This window comes from Methylobacterium sp. E-066, from assembly GCF_022829635.1.
GTDB lineage: Bacteria > Pseudomonadota > Alphaproteobacteria > Rhizobiales > Beijerinckiaceae > Methylobacterium.
In genome coordinates, this window is sequence record NZ_JAKSYO010000089.1 from 60649 (window position 1) to 82313 (window position 21665).

General features: G+C 66.8%; 21 protein-coding genes and 1 tRNA gene. 13 read left to right on the top strand and 9 right to left on the bottom strand.

Annotated features, from left to right (window positions below):
* Nucleotides 1-17: 17 nt before the first annotated feature.
* Both MKL20_RS10705 and phaR read right to left on the bottom strand, forming a co-directional pair.
* A complete protein-coding gene (locus MKL20_RS10705; RefSeq protein WP_244036654.1) occupies nucleotides 18-332 on the bottom strand; it encodes a hypothetical protein in 315 nt (104 codons plus the stop codon).
* Between the two features lie 121 nt (nucleotides 333-453).
* Nucleotides 454-1047 (bottom strand): polyhydroxyalkanoate synthesis repressor PhaR, encoded by a 594-nt coding sequence (gene phaR, locus MKL20_RS10710; protein ID WP_243971093.1) that lies wholly within the window; start codon nucleotides 1045-1047, stop codon nucleotides 454-456.
* Between the two features lie 329 nt (nucleotides 1048-1376).
* Here phaR and MKL20_RS10715 point away from each other — a divergent pair, with 329 nt between their 5' ends.
* The 4 genes from MKL20_RS10715 (at nucleotide 1377) to MKL20_RS10730 (ending at nucleotide 4776) form a co-directional block, all read left to right on the top strand.
* The gene (locus MKL20_RS10715) at nucleotides 1377-2561 is read left to right on the top strand and encodes an acetyl-CoA C-acetyltransferase (RefSeq protein ID WP_244036655.1); all 1185 of its coding nucleotides are present in this window, start codon (nucleotides 1377-1379) and stop codon (nucleotides 2559-2561) included.
* 117 nt (nucleotides 2562-2678) lie between these two features.
* A complete protein-coding gene (gene phbB / locus MKL20_RS10720) occupies nucleotides 2679-3407 on the top strand; it encodes an acetoacetyl-CoA reductase (protein ID WP_243965019.1) in 729 nt (242 codons plus the stop codon).
* 657 nt (nucleotides 3408-4064) lie between these two features.
* Nucleotides 4065-4514, top strand: a complete 450-nt coding sequence (locus MKL20_RS10725; protein WP_244036656.1) for a hypothetical protein — start codon at nucleotides 4065-4067, stop codon at nucleotides 4512-4514.
* 22 nt (nucleotides 4515-4536) lie between these two features.
* A complete protein-coding gene (locus MKL20_RS10730; RefSeq protein ID WP_244036657.1) occupies nucleotides 4537-4776 on the top strand; it encodes a hypothetical protein in 240 nt (79 codons plus the stop codon).
* A gap of 205 nt (nucleotides 4777-4981) precedes the next feature.
* Here the strand turns inward: MKL20_RS10730 and MKL20_RS10735 are convergent, their stop codons facing one another.
* Complete coding sequence (locus tag MKL20_RS10735) at nucleotides 4982-6208, bottom strand: glycerophosphodiester phosphodiesterase family protein (protein WP_244036658.1); 1227 nt, start codon at nucleotides 6206-6208, stop codon at nucleotides 4982-4984.
* A 98-nt stretch (nucleotides 6209-6306) separates the two neighbouring features.
* Here MKL20_RS10735 and MKL20_RS10740 point away from each other — a divergent pair, with 98 nt between their 5' ends.
* Nucleotides 6307-7221: a DMT family transporter gene (locus MKL20_RS10740; protein ID WP_244036659.1), complete on the top strand. Its 915-nt coding sequence runs from the start codon at nucleotides 6307-6309 to the stop codon at nucleotides 7219-7221.
* On the opposite strand, the gene MKL20_RS10745 is transcribed toward MKL20_RS10740, so the two are convergent.
* Nucleotides 7218-7646: a cupin domain-containing protein gene (locus MKL20_RS10745; protein ID WP_007567132.1), complete on the bottom strand. Its 429-nt coding sequence runs from the start codon at nucleotides 7644-7646 to the stop codon at nucleotides 7218-7220. The genes MKL20_RS10740 and MKL20_RS10745 overlap by 4 nt on opposite strands.
* Before the next feature lie 77 nt (nucleotides 7647-7723).
* Between MKL20_RS10745 and MKL20_RS10750 the strand changes: the two genes are divergently transcribed.
* Nucleotides 7724-8347 carry a ribonuclease D gene (locus MKL20_RS10750; RefSeq protein WP_244036660.1) on the top strand — a complete coding sequence of 208 codons (624 nt, stop codon included), beginning with the start codon at nucleotides 7724-7726 and terminating at the stop codon, nucleotides 8345-8347.
* Between the two features lie 162 nt (nucleotides 8348-8509).
* Here the strand turns inward: MKL20_RS10750 and MKL20_RS10755 are convergent, their stop codons facing one another.
* Nucleotides 8510-9148: a VOC family protein gene (locus MKL20_RS10755; protein WP_244036661.1), complete on the bottom strand. Its 639-nt coding sequence runs from the start codon at nucleotides 9146-9148 to the stop codon at nucleotides 8510-8512.
* A gap of 310 nt (nucleotides 9149-9458) precedes the next feature.
* Here MKL20_RS10755 and MKL20_RS10760 point away from each other — a divergent pair, with 310 nt between their 5' ends.
* A complete protein-coding gene (locus MKL20_RS10760) occupies nucleotides 9459-10379 on the top strand; it encodes a class I SAM-dependent methyltransferase (protein WP_244036662.1) in 921 nt (306 codons plus the stop codon).
* A gap of 214 nt (nucleotides 10380-10593) precedes the next feature.
* Here MKL20_RS10760 and glnA read toward each other — a convergent pair whose 3' ends face one another.
* Entirely contained in the window at nucleotides 10594-12003 is a 1410-nt protein-coding gene (gene glnA, locus MKL20_RS10765) for a type I glutamate--ammonia ligase (protein ID WP_243965005.1), read from the bottom strand.
* Nucleotides 12004-12343: 340 nt separating this feature from the next.
* Between glnA and MKL20_RS10770 the strand changes: the two genes are divergently transcribed.
* A complete protein-coding gene (locus MKL20_RS10770) occupies nucleotides 12344-13378 on the top strand; it encodes a glutamine synthetase beta-grasp domain-containing protein (protein WP_243965003.1) in 1035 nt (344 codons plus the stop codon).
* A 73-nt stretch (nucleotides 13379-13451) separates the two neighbouring features.
* Here the strand turns inward: MKL20_RS10770 and MKL20_RS10775 are convergent, their stop codons facing one another.
* A complete protein-coding gene (locus MKL20_RS10775; protein ID WP_244036663.1) occupies nucleotides 13452-13631 on the bottom strand; it encodes a DUF2735 domain-containing protein in 180 nt (59 codons plus the stop codon).
* 417 nt (nucleotides 13632-14048) lie between these two features.
* Nucleotides 14049-14387, bottom strand: coding sequence for a P-II family nitrogen regulator (locus MKL20_RS10780; RefSeq protein WP_003600526.1), 339 nt, complete (start codon nucleotides 14385-14387; stop codon nucleotides 14049-14051).
* Between the two features lie 194 nt (nucleotides 14388-14581).
* On the opposite strand from MKL20_RS10780, the gene MKL20_RS10785 reads away from it, so the two are divergent.
* Complete coding sequence (locus MKL20_RS10785; protein WP_244036664.1) at nucleotides 14582-16087, top strand: NAD(P)H-hydrate dehydratase; 1506 nt, start codon at nucleotides 14582-14584, stop codon at nucleotides 16085-16087.
* On the opposite strand, the gene MKL20_RS10790 is transcribed toward MKL20_RS10785, so the two are convergent.
* Nucleotides 16080-17579, bottom strand: a complete 1500-nt coding sequence (locus MKL20_RS10790; protein ID WP_244036665.1) for a multicopper oxidase family protein — start codon at nucleotides 17577-17579, stop codon at nucleotides 16080-16082. The genes MKL20_RS10785 and MKL20_RS10790 overlap by 8 nt on opposite strands.
* A 160-nt stretch (nucleotides 17580-17739) precedes the next feature.
* Between MKL20_RS10790 and MKL20_RS10795 the strand changes: the two genes are divergently transcribed.
* The 4 genes from MKL20_RS10795 (at nucleotide 17740) to clpX (ending at nucleotide 21583) form a co-directional block, all read left to right on the top strand.
* Nucleotides 17740-17824: transfer RNA gene (locus tag MKL20_RS10795), tRNA-Leu, on the top strand.
* Nucleotides 17825-17965: 141 nt separating this feature from the next.
* Nucleotides 17966-19375, top strand: a complete 1410-nt coding sequence (gene tig, locus MKL20_RS10800) for a trigger factor (RefSeq protein ID WP_244036666.1) — start codon at nucleotides 17966-17968, stop codon at nucleotides 19373-19375.
* Between the two features lie 125 nt (nucleotides 19376-19500).
* Nucleotides 19501-20127 (top strand): ATP-dependent Clp protease proteolytic subunit, encoded by a 627-nt coding sequence (locus MKL20_RS10805; RefSeq protein WP_007567155.1) that lies wholly within the window; start codon nucleotides 19501-19503, stop codon nucleotides 20125-20127.
* Between the two features lie 184 nt (nucleotides 20128-20311).
* Nucleotides 20312-21583, top strand: coding sequence for an ATP-dependent Clp protease ATP-binding subunit ClpX (gene clpX / locus MKL20_RS10810; protein ID WP_007567156.1), 1272 nt, complete (start codon nucleotides 20312-20314; stop codon nucleotides 21581-21583).
* Nucleotides 21584-21665 lie beyond the last annotated feature (82 nt).

A 21665-nucleotide genomic window follows, 5' to 3' on the forward strand; every position in this document is an offset into this window, starting at 1 on the left:
CGGGTAACCAAAAACCATCAGGCCAGCCGGCGCGCGGTCTCCGCGTAGCGCGCCGCGGCGGCACGGGTACGCTCCAGCCGCGACGGCCTGAGGGTTGGGTCGGTGGCGACCAGCAGATGGGCCACGAAGCTCGAGCAGGCCCGGCCCCCATCGAATCGGTCCACGGACACGATCGTGGCGCGCGCCTCGCGCCGTCCCCCATCCAGCACCACCAGCGCCCGGACCGGGGGGATCTCCTCGACGGACCCGACCGGCCCTGCGGCAGCCCCCGCCGGTCGCGCGGGTCTGCTCCAGGTTGCACCGGTCCGGCCGACTGTCCCGATCCGCGCCATTGCGACACCCTCCGCACGTTGCCGTGCCTGTGTTGCAAACGTGGGACCGCCGTTAAGGGTTCGTCAACTTATCGAAAACGCGTAGTCGCACCCGCCGTGATTGGTTTTGGCACAGCCAATGTCACTTTTTGGCGAGGGCCTCGAGCCGCTGCTGCATCTCCAGCATCTGCCGCTTGAGGTCGTCGAGCTCGCCGCCGGCATAGGAAGCCGGAGCGGCCGGCGGGGCAGGGGGCTGCGTCCCGACGGCGGGCGGCGCGAAGCCGGTGAACATCTTCATGGCGTCGCCGAAGAAGGTCATGTTGGTCCGCACCGACTGCTCGATCGCGTTCTGGAACGCGGCCGGCCCGAAGCTGTGGGCGAATTTTTCGCGCAGGCCGTCCTGGTCCTTGGCGAAGTTCGCCATCGAGAATTCCAGGAAACTCGGCACCATGGTGCGCATGCTGTCGCCGTAGAAGCGGATCAGCTGGCGCAGGAACGCCACCGGCAGAAGGTTCTCGGCGCCGGCCTTGTTCTCCTGCTCGAAGATGATCTGCGTCAGCACCGAGCGGGTGATGTCGTCCCCCGCGCGGGCGTCGTAGACGACGAAATCCTCGCCGTTCTGGACCATCGTGGCGAGGTCCTCCAGCGTCACGTAGGTCGACGTGCCCGTGTGATACAGGCGCCGATTGGCGTATTTCTTGATGACGGTCTGGGTGGCCTTGACGGTATCCGCCATCGGGAACGGCCTTTCTGGACTCGGGACTCAAGGGGCGTCGCAGGCACACGCGATGCGGCCCGGCGGGGATCGTCTTCGCGCCCGCAGCACGATCCTTAAAGCCTTACACGGGCGCAGAAAACAGCAAACTGCGCCTCTTCAACGCAGAATAATGCCGGGTGCCGGCCTGCACACAGGCCATTTCAGTCACTCGGCGGCGTCATGGCAGCGTTTTCAGGCTGGAACGTCGATCCTTGACTTCGCCGACCTCAGGCCCTTCATCGCGGGACAGGCTTTAGAGCGCGCCCGGACCGAGGAGGCGCGCCGGCTCGTGAGAGGAGAACGTTCACATGGCAGGCAGCGAAGAGATCGTCATCGTCGGGGCCGCGCGCACGGCGGTCGGCTCGTTCGGCGGCGCCTTCGGGGCGGTGCCGGCCCACGAACTCGGCGCCACCGCGATCAAGGCCGCCCTGGAGCGCGCCAACGTGTCCCCCGATGACGTGGACGAGGTGATCTTCGGCCAAGTGCTCACCGCGGGCGCCGGCCAGAACCCCGCCCGCCAGGCCGCGATCAAGGCCGGCATCCCCGAGAAGGCCACCGCCTGGGGCCTCAACCAGGTCTGCGGCTCTGGGCTCCGCACGGTCGCCATCGGCATGCAGCAGATCGCCAACGGCGACGCCACCGTGATCGTGGCCGGCGGCCAGGAATCGATGTCGCTCTCGCCCCACGCCCAGTACCTGCGCGGCGGCCAGAAGATGGGCGACATCAAGCTCGTCGACACGATGATCAAGGACGGGCTCTGGGACGCCTTTAACGGCTACCACATGGGCCAGACCGCCGAGAACGTCGCTCAGGCCTTCCAGCTCACCCGGGAGCAGCAGGACCAGTTCGCCACCCGATCGCAGAACAAGGCCGAGGCCGCCCGCAACGAGGGCCGGTTCAAGGACGAGATCGTCCCTGTGACGATCCCCGGCAAGAAGGGCGACACGGTCGTCGACACCGACGAGTACATCCGCGACGGCGCCACCATCGAGGCGATGGCCAAGCTGAAGCCGGCCTTCTCCAAGGAGGGCACGGTGACGGCCGCAAATGCCTCCGGCCTGAACGACGGCGCCGCGGCGCTGGTGCTGATGTCGGCCTCCGAGGCTGAGCGGCGCGGGCTGACCCCGCTCGCCAAGATCAAGTCCTGGGCGACCGCCGGCGTCGATCCGAAGGTGATGGGCACCGGCCCGATCCCGGCCTCCCGCAAGGCCCTGGAGAAGGCCGGCTGGAAGCCCTCCGACCTCGACCTGATCGAGGCCAACGAGGCCTTCGCGGCTCAGGCGCTGGCGGTGAACAAGGACATGGGCTGGGACGATGCGAAGGTGAACGTCAACGGCGGCGCCATCGCCATCGGTCACCCGATCGGTGCCTCGGGCGCCCGGGTGCTCGTTACCCTGTTGCACGAGATGAAGCGGCGCGACGCCAAGAAGGGCCTCGCCACCCTGTGCATCGGCGGCGGCATGGGCGTCGCGATGTGCCTTGAGCGGCCGTGATCGTTTTGTAACGCCAGGTTCTCCACCAATATAGACTTGAGACTGAACTCAGAAAAAATCGCGTGCGGACGCCATCCGCACGCGGCATCAGGTGATGCGAAACAGGAGGAAACAACAATGGCTCAAGGACGCGTCGCACTCGTCACGGGCGGCACGCGCGGCATCGGCGCCGCGATCTCGAAGGGCTTGCAGGCCAAGGGCTACCGGGTTGCGGCCAATTATGCCGGCAACGACGAAGCGGCCCAGGCCTTCAAGGCCGAGACCGGCATCCCGGTCTTCAAGTTCGACGTGGGTGATTACGAGAGCTGCCAGGCCGGCATCGCGGCGGTCGAGGCCGAACTCGGCCCGGTCGAGGTGCTGGTCAACAATGCCGGCATCACCCGCGACGGCGCCTTCCACAAGATGGACTTCGCCAAGTGGCAGGCGGTCATCAAGACCAATCTGGACTCGGTGTTCACCTGCACCCGGCCGGTGATCGAGGGCATGCGCAACCGCGGCTTCGGCCGGATCATCATCATCTCGTCGATCAACGGCCAGAAGGGCCAGGCCGGCCAGACCAACTACTCGGCCGCCAAGGCCGGCGTGATCGGCTTCGCCAAGGCGCTCGCCCAGGAAAGCGCCTCCAAGGGCATCACGGTCAACGTGATCGCGCCGGGCTACATCGCGACCGACATGGTGATGGCGGTGGCCGAGGACATCCGCAACAAGATCATCGCGACGATCCCCACCGGCCGCCTCGGCAAGTCGGAAGAGATCGCCCACGCGGTGGAATACCTGGCGAGCGACGAGGCGGGCTTCATCAACGGCTCGACGCTGACCGTGAACGGCGGCCAGCACTTCGTCTGATTTTTTTTCGGGTGTGATCAGCGCCCGGCTCCACTCCGACGCCGCGCCGCCCTGCCGGGCCGTGCGGCGTTTTTTGTGACCGGCGCCGGACGCCGCTTCGATCGGGGGGCCTGTTAGACGGCGCGATCGCCGTCGAAGGACGGTTCTGATCGACGGAGATCCTGATCTCTCCCCTCATCCTGAGGTGCTGCGCAGCAGCCTCGAAGGAGCCCTCCAGGGATCGCGCGGCTGGCTGGAGGGCTCCTTCGAGGGCTCCGCTTCGCTACGCCACCTCAGGATGAGGGCGAGGATGGGAATGACCGGAATTGGTTTTTCTGACTGACGCTGTCGTGCTTCACGCCGTCATTGCGAGCGCAGCGAAGCAACCCAGGGCAGCGCGCGATCCCAAACCGCGCCCCGACGCTCGCAAAACCTCTGCACGCCATCCGGCTCGGCAAGGATTTCGATCGACGAAGACTTCGCAGGCCGGGAAATCCTGACGAATCCTTTTCTGCGACGCGGATTCATCGAGTCCGCATGTGGATCTGTGCATTGCGGGTGCGGGCGCGCGAAATCGCACACGTGTTCCGACACACGAACAATTTGAGCGGACCGGGATAGCTCTCGTTTCAGCCGGACGTGGTTGTTCGCGCCAGCAAAAACGAAGGCCCCGACACGATGAACACCGCATTCACCACGCGCCGGACCGGTGAAATTCTTGCTACGGACCGGACCGTCAAGGCGCGTGGCGTCTCGATGCTCGCCAAGCTCGGTCTCGCCGCGGCTTGCACGCTGGGGCTTGCCGCCTGCGTCACCCCGCAGGAGCGGCACGCGATGGATAACGGCCAGTGCTACGAATTCGGGTTCGAGCCCGGCACCGACGCCTTCGCGCACTGCATGATGGACCTCCATGAGCAGCGCGCGCTCACCCAGGCCAACCGGGATCTGTATTGGCAGTCCCACTTCGCCGAGCAGACCCGCCGCCGCGAGGCCCAGCAGGATCTCTTCAAGCAGATGAGCCTGCAGCGCAGCGGCGACCCGCGCTTTCCCGTCTGCGGCGCCGCCTCGGATGGCGGCCTGGACCGCCGGACCATGACCTGGTTCGGCCCGAACTGCCGCGCCCGCTGATCCGGATCGAGAGGGACCCCCGATGTCCGATGTCATCACCCGCGGCCCGCGGAATCCGAGCCGGCTCATCTTCGTCATCACCGCCCTGGTCGGCGCCGCGACCGGATTCGCGACCGGCAACTTCGGATTGTTCTGCCTGGCCGTTCTCGGCTGCGCGACCCTGTTGTGCGCGAGCTACGCGCTGGTCCGGCGCTGGTTCGGTTGGGCGCCGCTGAAGGTCGACGATCTGTTCGAAATGGTGCGGCTCCTGTCGCCGCACTGAACCGCCGCTTCGAAGTCTGCGCGAAGGCAACCCGAAAGACGCCGCGCCTTTCTTCGAAGTCCAGCCCGAACCATCCCCCGCACCCGTCGCAGTTTCTACGCCCCCGAGGCCGCCATGACGCTCGCCCTGATCCTCGCCTGCATCCTCCTGGTCAATTTCTTGATGGCCGGCCTGTTCTCGCTCGTCGCCCTCTGGGCCGACTGAGCTACGGCGCGCCGACGCAATTGGCGTAGAAGGTCGTGGTCGCCGGCCAGTCGGAGAACACGCCGAGCACGCCGACCTGCCCGTGCAGCACGTCGAGCAGCCGGAGGATGTCGCCGTCGCCGGTCACCACCGGCTTGATCGACTGGTAATAATAGCCGCCGCCCTCCTTCAGCGGGCCCGAACGCTCCAGCGACCAGGCGATCAGGCCGAGCCCGGCCTTCTTCGCCTCCCGGGCGTAGGTCGAGGGCTCGATGGCGCCGTCGGGACCGGGGCGGACCAGCATCCACAGGGGCGGCGCCAGGATCTTCACGCCCTTGGCGGCGAGCTCGGCCATGCCGGGCTTCCAGGTCTCGGGCTTCTCCGGATCGAAGCCCTTGGTGGTCTCGTCGCGGTCGTCGAGGAAGATCGCCTTGCGGCCGAAATCCGGGTCCTTCTCCAGCCAGTACAGGATGTCCCGGAGCTGGAAGCTCTGCGGATAAACGTCCGAGGCCGGGATCCCGGCCTGCTTGTACTCGTCGATCAGCTGCTGAGCGTATTGGTCCTGGGTGTAGCTGCCCTCGAACGGCATCGGGACCTGGGGCGCCTTCAGCTCGGGGGTGAACTTGCGCCCCATCGCCTTCACCAGGGCGATGTATTCCTTGTGGGATAGCAGCGTGCCGGTGGTGGCGTAGAGGTCGGTCCGCCAGTGCGGCGTGGCGTTCATGTAGGCGACGACATTGGTGGCATCCGGGTCGGCCGCATCCATCTTGCCGTTGAGCGACTTGAACTCGTCCAAGGTCAGGTCGCTGGTGCAGCACGTGGCCGAGGCCTTGCGGCCGGTGGCCGGATCGGCCGGCTCGAACCCCTTGGTGCATTTGGCCGCGAGGTTCGGCCGGGCCAGGATGTCGGTGGTGGTGTGCAGGTCGCACTGGCTGTGCCGGCAGACCAGCTGGCGGTCCTTGGTGAAGGCGACATCGCACTCGATGATCCCGGCGCCCATCCGATAGGCGGCGAGCAGCCCCTCGCGGGTATGCTCCGGGAACATCATCGGTGCGCCCCGGTGCGAGATCGAGAAGGTTCGCGGCGTGTAGGGCCGGTCGACTCCGCAGGCGGCCAGGTGCTCCTTCAGCGGCCCGGGCTTCAGCTGGTCGACCAGGTAGAACGGCCGCGGCCCGAGTTGCACGCCCTCGCCGGCCAGCGCCGACCCTCCCGCCAGCAGCAGCCCGAGGACGGCCAGGATCGCGCGCATCGACAGAACTCCCACTTCGAGCTGCCCTTAGAGCGCGACGATGACAGGGTCGTGACCCCCTCTCGCCGACTCAACCGCCCGCGTGATAGCGGCGATCCATGAGCGCGACAGCCACATCTTCCAGCCGAGCCACCACACGCTCGGCCGCCACCCTGGCGGGGTTCGGGGCGATCCTGCTGTGGTCGCTGCTGGCCCTGTTCACCGCCGCCTCCGGGACGGTGCCGCCGTTCCAGCTCGCCGCCATGACGTTCGGGGTCGGCGGCCTGTGCGGCTGCGCCACCTGGATTGCTCGGCCGGCCCGGGCGCGGGCGCTGCTCCAGCCCTGGCCGGTCTGGCTGCTGGGGGTCGGCGGGCTGTTCGGCTACCACGCCCTGTATTTCAGCGCCCTGCGCCTGGCACCGCCGGCCGAGGCCGGGCTGATCAGCTATCTCTGGCCGCTGCTGATCGTCCTGTTCTCCGCCCGGCTGCCGGGCTCGGGCGGATTACGCGCCGGGCATCTCGCCGGGGCGGCTCTGGGGCTCGCCGGCGTCGCCGCTCTGTTCGTCGGCCGAGGCGAGCTCGGTTTCACCGCGGGCGCGCTCCCCGGCTACGCGGCCTCCCTGGCGGCGGCCTTCGTGTGGTCCGGCTATTCGGTGCTGTCGGCCCGGGTCGGCCAGGTGCCGACCGACGCGGTCGCGGGGTTCTGCCTGGTCACGGCGGTGCTGAGCCTGGCCTGTCATCTCGCCTTCGAGACGACGATCTGGCCCGCCGATGCCATGCAATGGGGCGCGGTGCTGTTCCTCGGGATCGGGCCGGTCGGGGGCGCCTTCTATCTCTGGGATATCGGCTGCAAGCGCGGCGATGTCCGCCTGCTCGGCGTCACCGCCTATGCGGCGCCGGTTCTCTCGACGCTGATCCTGGTGGCGACCGGCTATGCCAGCCCCGGTCCGGCGCTCGCGCTCGCCTGCCTGCTGATCGTGGCCGGCGCGCTGACGGCGGTGCGGGCCTCGCGGGCGGCGCCGACGGGGATCTAGCTTCGCGGCGTCGGCCGCCAGTCGGGCGGCGCCATCTCGAAGCCCGCGAAGTCGAAGCCCGGCGAGACCGTGCAGCCGACGAGCGTCCAGGCGCCGAGGCTGGTGGCCGTCTGCCAATGTCCGGCCGGCACCACGCATTGCGGGCGCTGGCCGGCCGCGAGGTCCGGTCCAAGGTGTTGGGCGGTGGCGTCGTGGCCGTTCGGGCTGGTGGTGATCACCAGCGGCGCGCCGGCATGCCAGTGCCAGATCTCGGTGGCGTCCACCCGGTGCCAGGCCGAGGCCTCGCCGATGTCGAGCAAAAAATAGATCGCGGTGCCGACCGAGCGGCCGTCCACGGTGCGTGGGTCGCGGAACGTCTCGCGATAATGCCCGCCCTCCGGATGAGGCTTCAGCCCCAGCGTCGCGATCACCTCGGCTGCCGTCATCATTCGCTTCTCCGTCGTTCGCTTGCCGCCACTCGACGCCGATGGTACCGGCGCAACACCCTTAAGGTCCCAAAAAAATGCCGAGCCCGATCGTACGCCTCCACCGTGGCGACCTGCCCGCCGATTACGAGGCGGGCCGGGCTGTGGCTATCGACACCGAGACGCTCGGGCTCAACCCGCATCGGGACCGGCTCTGCGTGGTGCAAATCTCCACCGGCGACGGCACGGCCGACGTGGTCCAGATTCCCCAGGATGGCCCGGAGCCGGTCGTGCTCAAGCGCGTCCTGGCGGATCCCGACGTGCTCAAGATCTTTCACTTCGCCCGGTTCGACGTGGCGGTGCTGTTCAAGGCGTTCGGAGTGATGCCGGGGCCGGTCTATTGCACCAAGATCGCCTCGAAGCTCGCGCGCACCTACACCGACCGGCACGGGCTCAAGGACGTGGTCCGCGAGCTCGTGGGCGTCGACCTGTCGAAGCAGCAGCAATCCTCCGACTGGGGCGCCGAGACCCTGACGCAGGCGCAGCAGGATTACGCGGCCTCCGACGTGCTCTACCTCCACGCCGCCCGGGAGCGGCTCGACGCCATGCTGGCCCGCGAGGGCCGCACCGATCTCGCCGCCGCCTGCTTCGCCTTCCTGCCCACCCGCGCCCGCCTCGACCTCGACGGCTGGCCGGAGTCCGACATCTTCGCGCATACCTGAGCCATGGCGCGGGACGCCGCGCGATTCCTGTGCGCTAGAAACGTATCGGCAACCGCAGCGTGATGGACCCCTGCTAGGTTGCCCGCGCCGGGGCTCGCGAGTCCTGGCCAGGCCCTCCGCGCCGGTCACCCACCCGATCAGGCCGGCACGGAGGGCCCGTCCTCAGGTCAGCACGCGCGAGCCGGAGGGCGTCGCGAATCTGGCAGTGTAGCGCAGCGCTGGGCCGGGCTCGATCCGTGGCGGGTCGGTCAGGTCGAGGCTGGCGTAGAGCGCGGCCACAGCCTCCGGCTCCGGATGGGTCAGCCGAAACTCTTCGAGCCGTGCCCCGAGATCCGGCATCGCCCTGGCCGGGTGCGGGCGGTCGCCCCAATCCATCGCGCAGGGCGCGGCGCCGTCCGCCGGCCAAGTCCCGTCCGGGCGGAGACCGAAGCGCCACGACAGCGTGCCCCGGGTCATCGTCGCCGCCGTGCCGAGCAGGTCGGGATGGGCCGCGAGCAGGGTGTCGAGATCGTCGGTGCGGGCGACGAAGCCGCGCAGCCGCCGGCCGGCCTCCCAATCCGTCCGCACCCGTGCCGCATCGCCGAGGCCGAACCAGCGGTCGCGCGCCGGCGGCGCTGCCTCGGGATCGACGGCGATCACTTCGAGGAACGTGGATGCGCCGAGGCGGAGCAGGTGGTTGCGGGTGCCCATCTCAGGATGGCGCCCGCCCTCCGGCATGTCGAGGCCGAGGCAGTCGCGGACATGGGCCACGCCCTCCGCGAGATCGGGGGCCACGACGACGAGGTGGTCGAGGGTGAGCATGGGAGGTGTCCCTAGGCGACGCCTGAACGGCGTGCCCGGCTCTGTTCCATCATAGAGCGCCGTACCGCACGAATTCGAGTGGGTTCGGATTCATCTCGTAGCGCCACGCTGCGGTCGATTGCGGCCTGATGAGCGCATCGATCGAGTCGTCGGCGATCATGTGCCTTCTTGAAAGAACCGTCAATCCTGATCGAGGCTTGCGAATGCCTCGTGCAAACGGTCGCGGCCATGTATGATTGCGAACATGCTTAGATAGGGTTGCGTCGACATCGAGCAAAATACTTTATGACGGCGCTCGGAATACAATAAAATGCTCAATCTAGATTTCAACAAAACTAATCGATTGCCAATAAAAATGTTTAAAGAATCGAATATATCTGATTTTTCCGACATGTATAGCATTCTTGGCCGCATAGCCGAACGCTGGCAGATGTATTCCTCGGTTCCGATAGATCTCACGATCACGGAACACGATGATATGCGGCATCAGTCGGATCTAAATCTCGAAGAATATCTAAATGTCGGCCTTTCAGCGGTAAAAATAATTACCGAAGCTATGATGCTGGCGGGCCGATGCGAATTCGATTCGGTGCTCGACCTGCCCTGCGGAGGCGGTCGGGTCACAAGACATTTGCGAACTTTCTTTCCTGAAAGTACATTATTTGTCGCGGACATCGACGAAAACAAAGAGCAATTCGCCGTCCGCCAATTCGGCGCCGAAAAGTTTTCTTTCCATAGGAATTATATTGGCAATCCGGGGCGAAAATTCGACTTGCTGTTTTCTGGATCTCTGCTGACGCATTTCGATCTGCCGATGTTCGACCGGGCATTGCAGTATTTCGTTGAGGCGTTGAATCACGGGGGGCTCGCGATCTTGACGCTGCATGGGCGGAACTGCGCCCGTCATGCCATGGCGCAGCATGCAGAGGCGAAAAGCCTATTTTCTACGCGGCGCAGAGCAATCAGAATTAAGAATCTTTTGTTTAGGTTTAAGTACAGCGCAAATCTTGACCCTGATATAGCTCTGAACAAACATTTTATGCGCCGCGGATTCGGATATTTTGCCTGCCCTTTGTGGACGGCCATGTATGGTCAGAGCTACGGGGGCTCATTTACGGCGCCATCCTGGGCCATCAACAGAATTGAATCCCGAGCGGACTGTCGAATTTTGGGTTATAAGGAAATGAGCTTTGCCAACTACCAAGACGTTGTAATCATTCAGAAAATTTGACCGCGTGTCGAGAAGGCGCATCGCTCCGTCTCCGTCGAGCGTAGGCTTCGCCCGGTCGCCATCCACGGAAGCGGCTGCCCCCTCCCAAGCAATCGGATTCCGGCAGCTCGCCCTCGGCTCAGCGGACCAAACCTTGGATCGCCGGAGCCTTTCGCAAGACCCCGGCGTCGTGAGTTCCAGCCGGGGCCGGGCTCCACGCCCGGCCCCTCTCACATCACAGCGAGTAATACTGCACGAACTCGATCGGGTGCGGGGTCATCTCGTAGCGCAGCACCTCGGTCATCTTCAGCTCGATGAACGAGTCGATCTGGTCGTCCGTGAACACGCCGCCCTCCTTGAGGAAGGTGCGGTCCTTGTCGAGGTTGGTCAGCGCCTCGCGGAGCGACCCGCACACGGTCGGGATCTTCTTCAGCTCCCGCGGCGGCAGCTCGTAGAGATCCTTGTCCATGGCCGGGCCCGGATCGATCTTGTTGCGGATGCCGTCGAGGCCGGCCATCAGCAGAGCCGAGAAGGCCAGGTACGGGTTGGCCATCGGGTCGGGGAAGCGGACCTCGACGCGCTTGGCGTTCGGGCTCTTGGTCCACGGGATCCGGCACGAGGCCGAGCGGTTGCGTGCCGAGTAGGCGAGCAGGACCGGCGCCTCGTAGCCCGGCACCAGCCGCTTGTAGGAATTGGTCGACGGGTTGGTGAAGGCGTTGAGCGCCTTGGCGTGCCGGATGATGCCGCCGATGTACCAGAGGCATTCCTGGCTGAGGCCAGCATATTTGTCGCCGGCGAAGACCGGCTTGCCGTCCTTCCAGATCGACTGGTGGACGTGCATCCCTGAGCCGTTATCGCCGAAGACGGGCTTGGGCATGAACGTCGCCGACTTGCCATAGCTCTGCGCCACATTGTGGATGCAGTACTTGTAGATCTGCATGTGGTCGGCGAGCTTGGTCAGCACGTCGAACTTCATGCCGAGTTCGTGCTGGGCCGAGGCCACCTCGTGGTGGTGCTTCTCGACCTTCACGCCCATGGACTGCATCGCGGCCAACATCTCGCCGCGCATGTCCTGGGCCGAATCCTGCGGCGGGACCGGGAAGTAGCCGCCCTTGGTCTGGACCCGGTGGCCGAGGTTGCCGCCCTCGTAATCGGTGAAGCCGTTGGTCGGCAACTCGGTCGAGTCGAGCTCGAAGCCGGTGCGGTAGGGGTCGGCGGCGAATTTCACGTCGTCGAACACGAAGAACTCGGCCTCGGGGCCGACATAGATCGTGTCGCCGATCCCGGTCTGCTGCAGGTAGGCCTCGGCGCGCTTGGCGGTGCCGCGGGGATCGCGCGAATAGGGCTCGCCGGTGGCGGGCTCGAGCACGTCGCAGACGATCGACAGGGTCGAGGCGGAGAAGAACGGATCGAGGCAGGCGGTGGACGGATCCGGCATCAGCAGCATGTCGGACTCGTTGATCGCCTTCCAGCCGGCGATCGAGGAGCCGTCGAACATCGTGCCCTCGGCGAAGATCTCGTCGTCGATGAGCGACACGTCGAACGTCACGTGCTGCCACTTGCCGCGCGGGTCGGTGAACCGGAAGTCCACGTAGCGTACGTCGTTGTCCCGGATATTCTTCAGAACGTCGGCCGCAGTCGTCATCGTGGGCATCCTCCAGGAAGTTCGTCGGGGATTCTCGCGCGGGGCGGGCACTTTAGGGTCGGGCCGCACCGGCCGCGCCGCTTGATATCCGCCGCGAGGCCGCCTTGCCACCCGCGGAACGGTGGAATCGCGCGCGGCGCGGGACGTTTGGCCCACAATGGCGGCCGCTCTCATATCCGTGAACGCTAGAGAACAGGAATCTCCCCCGGCCGCCGACGGGCGAAGACAGTTCTGGCATGCTCCATGCAAAGGCGGCAGCGGCCGTCGAAACGGCGGCAAGCCGTTCGCGTCGCCCGGGGGTTGACCAGGTCGCGCATCGACAACGGACGAGAGAACCGGAATGACGAAATATAAGCTCGAGTATATATGGCTCGACGGGTATACGCCGGTCCCGAATCTGCGCGGTAAGACGCAGATCAAGGAATTCGACAGCTTCCCGACCCTCGACCAACTGCCGATGTGGGGCTTCGACGGCTCGTCCACGAAGCAGGCCGAGGGCGGCAGCTCCGACTGCATGCTCAAGCCCGTGCGCCACTTCCCCGATCCGGCCCGCAAGAACGGCGTCCTGGTCCTGTGCGAAGTGATGATGCCGGACGGCAAGACCCCGCACGAGTCCAACAAGCGCGCCACCATCCTGGACGATGCCGGCGCCTGGTTCGGCTTCGAGCAGGAGTACTTCCTGTACAAGGACGGCCGCCCGCTCGGCTTCCCGGCCAGCGGCTTCCCCGCTCCGCAGGGCCCGTATTACACCGGCGTCGGCTACTCGAATGTCGGCGACGTCGCCCGCAAGATCGTCGAGGAGCATCTCGACCTCTGCCTGGACGCCGGCATCAACCACGAGGGCATCAACGCCGAGGTGGCCAAGGGCCAGTGGGAATTCCAGATCTTCGGCAAGGGCTCCAAGAAGGCCGCCGACGAGATGTGGATGGCCCGCTACCTGCTGCAGCGCCTATGCGAATCCTACGGCATCGACGTCGAGTACCACTGCAAGCCGCTCGGCGACACCGACTGGAACGGCTCGGGCATGCACTGCAACTTCTCGACCGCGTTCCTGCGGGAGCACGGCGGCAAGGCCTATTTCGAGGCGCTCATGGAGGCGTTCAAGAACAACCGCGAGGATCACATCGCCGTCTACGGTCCAGACAACCACATGCGGCTGACCGGCAAGCACGAGACCGCCTCGATCCACGAATTCTCGTACGGCATTGCCGATCGCGGCGCTTCGATCCGTGTGCCCCACTCCTTCGCCAATAACGGCTACAAGGGGTATTTGGAGGATCGCCGCCCGAACTCGCAGGGCGACCCCTACCAGATCGCCTCGCAGGTGCTGAAGACGATCTCTTCGGTGCCGACCGAGGCCGCTGTCGCCGCGTAATGCGGGTCGGGAGCCGCAAGCTCCCGCCATCGATCAACCGGAGCCGGGCTCGCGTGCCCGGCTTCTTCGCGTTTCAGGTCCGGCGCGGGCGCTCGTCGTCGCGGATTGCGGCCTCGTGGTACCAGGCGCCGCCGCCGATGCTGGGCACGGGCGCCGTCTTGATCGTCTCGATCGCCCGCGGCGTCAGTCGGGGGCGCCGAAACGCCGACAATTCGTAGATCTTGGCGGTCTCACGCCCGTCGGTACCGGCCATTATAGGGTCCTCCTGAGTGGATCAAAGCGGCCATTCCGACCGTCCGTTCCCGAGGATGTGGTGTTGCCGGCCCAGCACTCCATGGCCCGACACGCAGATGCCGGACATTCGTGCAGCGTGAATTCTTAGGCAGATCGGGAAAAGCGCCGACTTTCGGCGCGAGAATGCTGGTCATGCTCGGGATGAAGTCCCGCGATCCACAGACGCAAAGATGCGCGGATCCTCGTTCAAAGCCTGCTTGAACGCGCGAATGCCATCACATGACGGAGGCTCTGAAGTCCGTTCGCGTCACGCCGACATCGCGGGCGCTGCAACGCGACCCGAGGGGGCGCCACGGTCCGAGATCGGGTGCTTCGCTGAGCCCGCCATGACGGTGAAGCTGCGGAGAGGCCCGGAGATGTCCGAGCCTCGAAAAGCTCAGATCGCGTCCGTGCCGGTCTCGCCGGTGCGGATGCGGATCGCCTCCTCGATGGTCGAGACAAAAATCTTGCCGTCGCCGATGCGGCCGGTCTGGGCCGACTTGCGGATCGCCTCGACGGCGCCCTCGACCAGCGCGTCCGACAGTACGATCTCGAGCTTCACCTTGGGGAGGAAGTCGACCACGTATTCGGCGCCGCGATACAGTTCGGTATGGCCCTTCTGACGGCCGAAACCCTTCGCCTCGATGACGGTGATGCCCTGGAGGCCGACCTCCTGGAGCGCCTCCTTCACCTCGTCGAGCTTGAAAGGCTTGATGATCGCTTCGATCTTCTTCATGCCGCTCGGGCCTGCGCTACGCTGCCGGATATTTCTAACATCGTCGATAAGACTCCGCCACGCCGTTTTCGCGGCGGGCGCCACGTTAGTGCTCATTCGGAGCGCAGGCTACGCACATCCTTCGGGCTTTCGATGAATTTGTGGCGCTTTTTTAATCAGCGTTGTTCGGTGCACGGGCAGACGTGGAGACGAGCATGCGAGTGCTGACGGTCGCGGCGATGCGCCGGGTCGATGCGGCAGCTATCGACGGAGGGATACCGGGTATTCGCCTGATGGAGGCGGCCGGGGCCGCGGTCGCCGAGCGTGCCCGGGCCCGGCTGCCCGAGGGTGGTCGGGTCCTGATCCTGTGCGGTTCCGGCAACAATGGCGGCGACGGGTTCGTGGCCGCGCGGCTGCTGGTGGAGCGCGGCTACACGGTCGATATCCGCCTGCTCGGCGAGCGCGGAGCGCTCACGGGCGATGCCGCTCTGGCGGCCGAGGCCTGGACCGGACCGGTGCAACCGGCTGACGCCGATGCTCTGCCGCTCTGCGACCTCGTGATCGACGCGCTGTTCGGCGCCGGCCTATCGCGCGATCTCGACGGCACCGCCCGCGCCCTGGTCGAGGCGGTGAATGCCGCCGGCCGTCCGGTGCTCGCTGTGGACGTCCCGAGCGGGGTCGACGGCGATACCGGCGCCGTGCGCGGCATCGCGATCAAGGCTGTGGAGACCGTGACCTTCGTGGCGTTCAAGCCGGGACACCTGCTCCAGCCCGGCCGGAGCCTGTGCGGCCATCGCCATCTGGCCGATATCGGGGCGGGCAAGGCGGCGCTGGAGTCCGGCCTCGCCGCGGCCACCCCGCCGCTCTTCCGCAACGGACCGGATCTGTGGGCCAAAACCTTTCCCCGGCTGACCAGTGAGAGCCACAAATACACCCGCGGCCACGCCCTGGTCCTGTCGGGGCCGGCCACCAAGACCGGCGCGGCCCGGCTCGCCGCCCGGGGCGCCCTGCGGGTCGGGGCCGGGCTGGTCACCCTGGCCTCGCCCCAGGCGGCGCTGGCCGAAAACGCCGCCCAGCTCACCGCGATCATGCTGCGCCCCTGCGAGACGGCGGACGATCTCGACGACCTGCTCACCGACGAGCGCCTCAACGTCGTCCTGGCGGGACCGGGTCTGGGCACCGGCGAGCCGACTCGCGAGCGCGTCGCGGTGGCGGCTGCCGCCGGCCGCAGTCTCGTGCTCGATGCCGATGCGCTGACGAGTTTTTCAGGCCAGGCGCCGCTGCTGGCCGCCCATCTCGCCGACGGCGACGCGCATGCGGTGCTCACGCCGCATGAGGGTGAGTTCGCGCGGCTGTTCAAAGAGACGGAGGCCACCGCCGAGGGCTCCGACAAGGTCGCGCGGACCCGCTCTGCAGCCGCGCTCACCGGCGCCGTCGTGGTCCTCAAGGGGGCCGACACCGTGATCGCGAGCCCCGACGGGCGTGCGGCGATCAACGATCACGGCAGCCCCTATCTCGGCACCGCTGGCTCGGGCGACGTGCTCGGCGGCCTGATCGCCGGGCTGCTGGCGCAGGGCATGCCGCCCTTCGAGGCGGCGGCGGCCGGCGTCTGGCTTCACGGCGATGCCGGCCTGCGCCACGGCCCGGGCCTGATCGCCGAGGACATCCCGGAGCTGATGCCCGCTGTCCTGAGAGATCTTGTCGAAGCCGGGCTTATGTGACCTCGAACATCGTCCAGAGGCCGGTATCGAACCGTTCCAGCACCGTGGCGCTGATCAACCAGCGCCCCGGATTGTCGGCCAGAAAGCCGATGCGGGCGGTCCGGCCCTCCAGCAACTGGAACGTGTCGAGCCAGTAGGGCTCCCAGCCGTCGTCTAGGGGATGAAGCAGGCGGAAGCAGTGGCCGTGCAGGTGCAGGGCCTGCGGGAAGGCGGTCTCGTTGCGCAGGGCCAGCACCACCACCTGCCCGCGCTTCACCGTGAAGATCGGCTGGAGGCCCGTACTCGCGCTGGTGCCGTTCACCGCCCAGATCTTTTGGGGATCCCCCGTGTAGACCGGCTCCGGGGCTGGCTTATCCTTCGGCGCATCCTTGGCGGTCTTCGGCACGAAGGCACCGCCGGTGATCACCACGTCCCGCCGCAGGGCGTTCTGGAGCTTGATCTCCGCGGGCAGGCGCTTGTTCTCGCCGATCGGGCCGATGGGCGGCCGCGTGTCAGTGATCTTGGCGCCCTTGGTGGTCACGGTCGCCAGGGTCAGGCCCTGGCCGACGAGCGCGATGATCGAGCAGGTGGCGCCTTCCTGCTCGGGCAAGTCGACCATCAGGTCGTAGCGGGTGCCCGGGGGGAACGGCAGGGTCGCGCGCAAGGGCTCGAACGTGTCGGTCGGCTGCCCGTCCACCGCCGCCACGTAGACCTTCACGCCCTCGAACCGGAGCCGCGTGCCGCGGGCGTTGCAGGCATTGCCGAGGCGCAGGCGGACGCGCGCGCCCGGGCGCGCCTCGAACGTGTCCGGCACCGGCTTGCCGTTGACGGTCACGAGGTTGCCGAGGCGCCCGTTCGTGGCGGCGAACAGCGGCTGGCCGAACGGCATCAGGCCGGCATCGTCCTCGAGCCGCCAATCCTGCATCACCAGGCCGACATCGGCATCGACCAGCGGCGGGTTTGCCTCCTCGACGATCAGCATGCCGGCCAGACCCCGGCCGGACGGCTCGCTCGCCCCGCCGACCACGAGGGGGCGGATCAGGTAGGTCCCGGCATCCGGAGGCGTGAACTGGTACAGGAAGTCGGTACCCGGCTGGATCGGCGCCTGGGTCACGCCGCCAACGCCGTCCATCGCGTTGACGTTGCGCACCCCGTGCCAGTGCAGCGACAGCGGCTTGTCGGTGCGATTCGCGATCTTGAGCCGGACCGGCTGGCCGAGCTTGATCCGCACCAGGGGCGGCAGGGCCTTGCCGTCGAAGCACCAGACCGGGGTCTCCGCCGCGGGCTCGGGCCGCAGCCGGGCCTTTCCGGGGGCGGCCGGCAGGGCGGAAGCCGGGGCGGTGGCGTCCGCCGCCGCCGGGGTCGGCGTGGCCGCCGGCTTCTCGGAGGCCGTCCCCTGCGCCAGACCCGTCTCCGGCATCAGCCCGAACGCGGCCGCCGTGGCGAGCAGGGTCCGGCGCGACGGCGTGCCGGCGCGCGGATCGGTCGGCGGCACGGGGCGGGATGGGGGCATGGGATCTCGACGGCGGCTCGCGAAGGGCCTCGGTAGATAGCCGCGTGCCCAGGCGTGCGCCACCGCCGGCACGGGAGGTTAAGTTTTTTGCTGCGAGCCGTGCGGCCCATGCTATAGGGCGCGCTTCCGGCGGCCGGCGACGCGCCGGGTGTCGGCGCGCGCGGGCGTGGCGGAACTGGTAGACGCGCTGGATTTAGGTTCCAGTGTCGCAAGACGTGGGGGTTCGAGCCCCTCCGCCCGCACCAGGACGCTTCGAGATGGCGCGGCCCCGCTCGGGGCCGCCTCATCCCCGTATCCGACACCGTCGTATCCCGGACCGCGCGACCAAGCCGCACGACGCCGGCCCGGCCGGCGACCACAAGGTCTTTTGAAGAGCGACGACGACGATGCAGGTGACCGAGATCAACGCCCAGGGTCTGAAGCGCGAGTTTCAGGTGCTGCTGGCCGCCCAGGAACTCGAGGAGCGCCTGACGACCGAGCTCTCCGGCATGAAGGACAAGGTCCAGCTCAAGGGCTTCCGCCCCGGCAAGGTCCCGGTCGCGCACCTGCGCAAGGTCTATGGCCGCTCGGTCATGGCCGAGGTGGTGCAGAACGCCGTCAACGAGGCCAACCGCAAGATCGTGGCTGACAATGGCCTCAAGCTGGCCCTGGAGCCGCAGGTCGAGTTCCCGACCGACCAGGCCGAGGTCGAGAAGGCGCTCGATGCCAAGGCCGACCTGGCCTTCAAGGTCGCCCTCGAGGTGATGCCGAGCTTCGAGCTGGCCGACCTCTCCGACGTCAGCCTCAAGAAGCTGGTGGCCAAGCCCGAGGAATCCGAGGTTGACGAGGCCCTGCAGCGCATGGCCGGCCAGAGCCGTCCGTTCACCGAGCGTGAGGACGGCGCCGAGGCCCAGAACGGCGACCGCGTCACCATCGATTTCGCCGGCCGCATCGACGGCGAGGAATTTCAGGGCGGCAAGGGCGAGGGCATCGACCTGGAGCTCGGCTCCGGCTCGTTCATCCCGGGCTTCGAGGAGCAGCTCGTCGGCGCCAAGGTCGGCGACAAGCGGGTCGTGAAGGCGACTTTCCCGGAGGCCTACGGCGCCGAGCACCTCGCCGGCAAGGATGCCGAGTTCGACGTGACCGTCACCAAGATCCAGGCCCCGGGCGAGGCCAAGATCGACGACGAGTTCGCCAAGTCGCTCGGCATGGACTCCCTCGAGAAGCTGCGCGAGGCGATCGCCAAGGCGATCGGCGGCGACTTCGAGGCGGCCTCACGCCGCAAGCTCAAGAAGGACCTCCTGGACGCGCTAGACGGAAAGTACGCTTTCGAGCTGCCGCCGACCCTGGTCGCGCAGGAATTCGCCAGCGTCTGGGCGCAGGTGGAGCAGGACCTCAAGACCCGCGGCAAGAGCTTCGAGGACGAGGACACCACCGAGGAGAAGGCCCAGGCCGACTACCGGAAGATCGCCGAGCGTCGCGTCCGGCTCGGACTCGTGCTTGCACAGGTCGGCGAGAGCGCCGATATCAAGGTTTCCGACGAGGAGGTGAACCAGGCCCTCATCGCTCGGGTCCGGCAGTTCCCGGGCCAGGAGCAGCAGGTGTGGGACTTCTACCGCAAGAACCCGCAGGCGCTCGCCGAGCTTCGGGCGCCGCTGTTCGAGGAGAAGGTGGTTGACCACGTCCTCGGTCAGGTCAAACTCGTCGAAGAGCCGGTCTCGAAAGAGACGCTTTTCGCCGATGAGGATGACGACGACACGACCGGCGAGAAGCCGGCAGACAAGGCCGAAGCCAAGACCGAGGCAACGGCCGACTGAGCCCCGCACTGTCCCAGGACGGCGGGCATAGGGTTAGGCGATGGTTAAGCATCGCCGGTGTTCGCTGACATGCCCGGGCTGCCCTGATTCGCGGCAGCCCCGGGCCTCACTCTGGGCAGGACGAGATGAGAGATCCGATCGACGTCTACAACAACGCACTCGTGCCGATGGTCGTCGAGCAGTCGAGCCGCGGCGAGCGCGCCTTCGACATCTACTCCCGCCTCCTGCGCGAGCGCATTATCTTCCTCACCGGTCCCGTGGAGGATTACGGTGCGTCGCTGATCGTGGCGCAGCTGCTGTTTCTCGAGGCCGAGAACCCCAAGAAGGAAATTTCCTTCTATATCAATTCCCCCGGCGGCGTCGTGACCTCGGGCCTGTCGATCTACGACACGATGCAGTTCATCCGCTGCCCGGTGACGACCCTCTGCGTCGGCCAGGCCGCCTCGATGGGCTCGCTGCTGCTCACCGCTGGTGAGCCCGGCCACCGCTTCGCCCTGCCGAACGCCCGGATCATGGTCCACCAGCCCTCCGGCGGCTTCCAGGGCCAGGCCACGGACATCCTGATCCATGCCCGCGAGATCGAGGCGCTGAAGCGGCGCCTGAACGAGATCTACGTGAAGCATACCGGCCGTGACTACGCAGCCATTGAGAACGCGCTGGAGCGCGACAACTTCATGACGGCGGATGCGGCCAAGGAGTTCGGCCTCATCGACGAGGTCATCCAGAAGCGTCCCGAGCCCGCCGCCGCCTGACGGTTGCGTCGCCTGACCGCCGCGGCGTGGCCTTGATCCCGCCGCGGCAGCGTGTTTGCATCCGATGACAGGGCCCATCGGTCAAAGGCGCGCAGCATACTGTTTCTTTAAACGGGCCCCCTTACGTTGAAGCGATGCGCGTGCGCCCTTAGCCGGCTGCGTACGCGACGAATCGGAGACCGATATGAGCAAGACTGGCGGCAACGACTCCAAGAGCACGCTGTATTGCTCGTTCTGCGGCAAGAGCCAGCACGAGGTCCGCAAGCTGATCGCCGGCCCGACCGTGTTCATCTGCGACGAGTGCGTCGAGCTGTGCATGGACATCATCCGCGAGGAATCGAAATCCTCGCTGGTGAAGAGCCGCGACGGCGTCCCGACCCCGAAGGAGATCCGGCGCGTCCTCGACGATTACGTCATCGGCCAGGACTTCGCCAAGAAGGTCCTCTCGGTCGCGGTGCACAACCACTACAAGCGGCTCGCGCACGCGACGAAGCACAACGACGTCGAGTTGGCGAAGTCCAACATCATGCTGATCGGGCCGACCGGCTCGGGCAAGACGCTGCTCGCGCAGACGCTCGCTCGAATCCTCGACGTGCCGTTCACCATGGCGGACGCCACGACCCTGACCGAGGCGGGCTATGTCGGCGAGGATGTGGAAAACATCATCCTCAAGCTGCTCCAGGCCTCGGACTACAACGTCGAGCGGGCGCAGCGCGGCATCGTCTACATCGACGAGATCGACAAGATCTCGCGCAAGTCCGACAACCCCTCGATCACCCGCGACGTGTCGGGCGAGGGCGTGCAGCAGGCGCTCCTGAAGATCATGGAGGGCACCGTCGCTTCCGTGCCGCCGCAGGGCGGCCGCAAGCACCCGCAGCAGGAATTCCTGCAGGTCGACACCACCAACATCCTGTTCATCTGCGGCGGCGCCTTCGCGGGGCTGGAGCGGATCATCTCCCAGCGTGGCAAGGGCACCTCGATCGGCTTCGGTGCCAGCGTGCAGGCCCCGGACGACCGCCGCACCGGCGAGATCTTCCGCTCGGTGGAGCCCGAGGATCTGCTGAAGTTCGGCCTCATCCCCGAGTTCGTCGGCCGCCTGCCGGTCCTGGCGACCCTTGAGGATCTCGACGAGGCCGCGCTGAAGAAGATCCTTCAGGAGCCGAAGAACGCCCTGGTGAAGCAGTACCAGCGGCTGTTCGAGATGGAGAACGTCGACCTGACGTTCCAGGACGACGCGCTGTCGTTGGTTGCCCGCAAGGCGATCGAGCGCAAGACCGGTGCCCGCGGCCTGCGGTCGATCCTGGAGACGATCCTGCTCGACACGATGTACGACCTGCCGGGTCTCGAATCCGTGGAGCAGGTTGTGATCGGTCCCGAGGTGGTCGAGGGCAAGTCGCGTCCGCTCTACATCCACGGCGACCGCAACAAGGAAGCGCCCGCCAGCGTGAGCGCGTAAGCGCTTGGTAGGGTTGCGTTAAGCGCCCGGCTCCGGCCGGGCGCGCTGCGGGGAACATCTTGAAAACGCTGCCCCCCGCAGC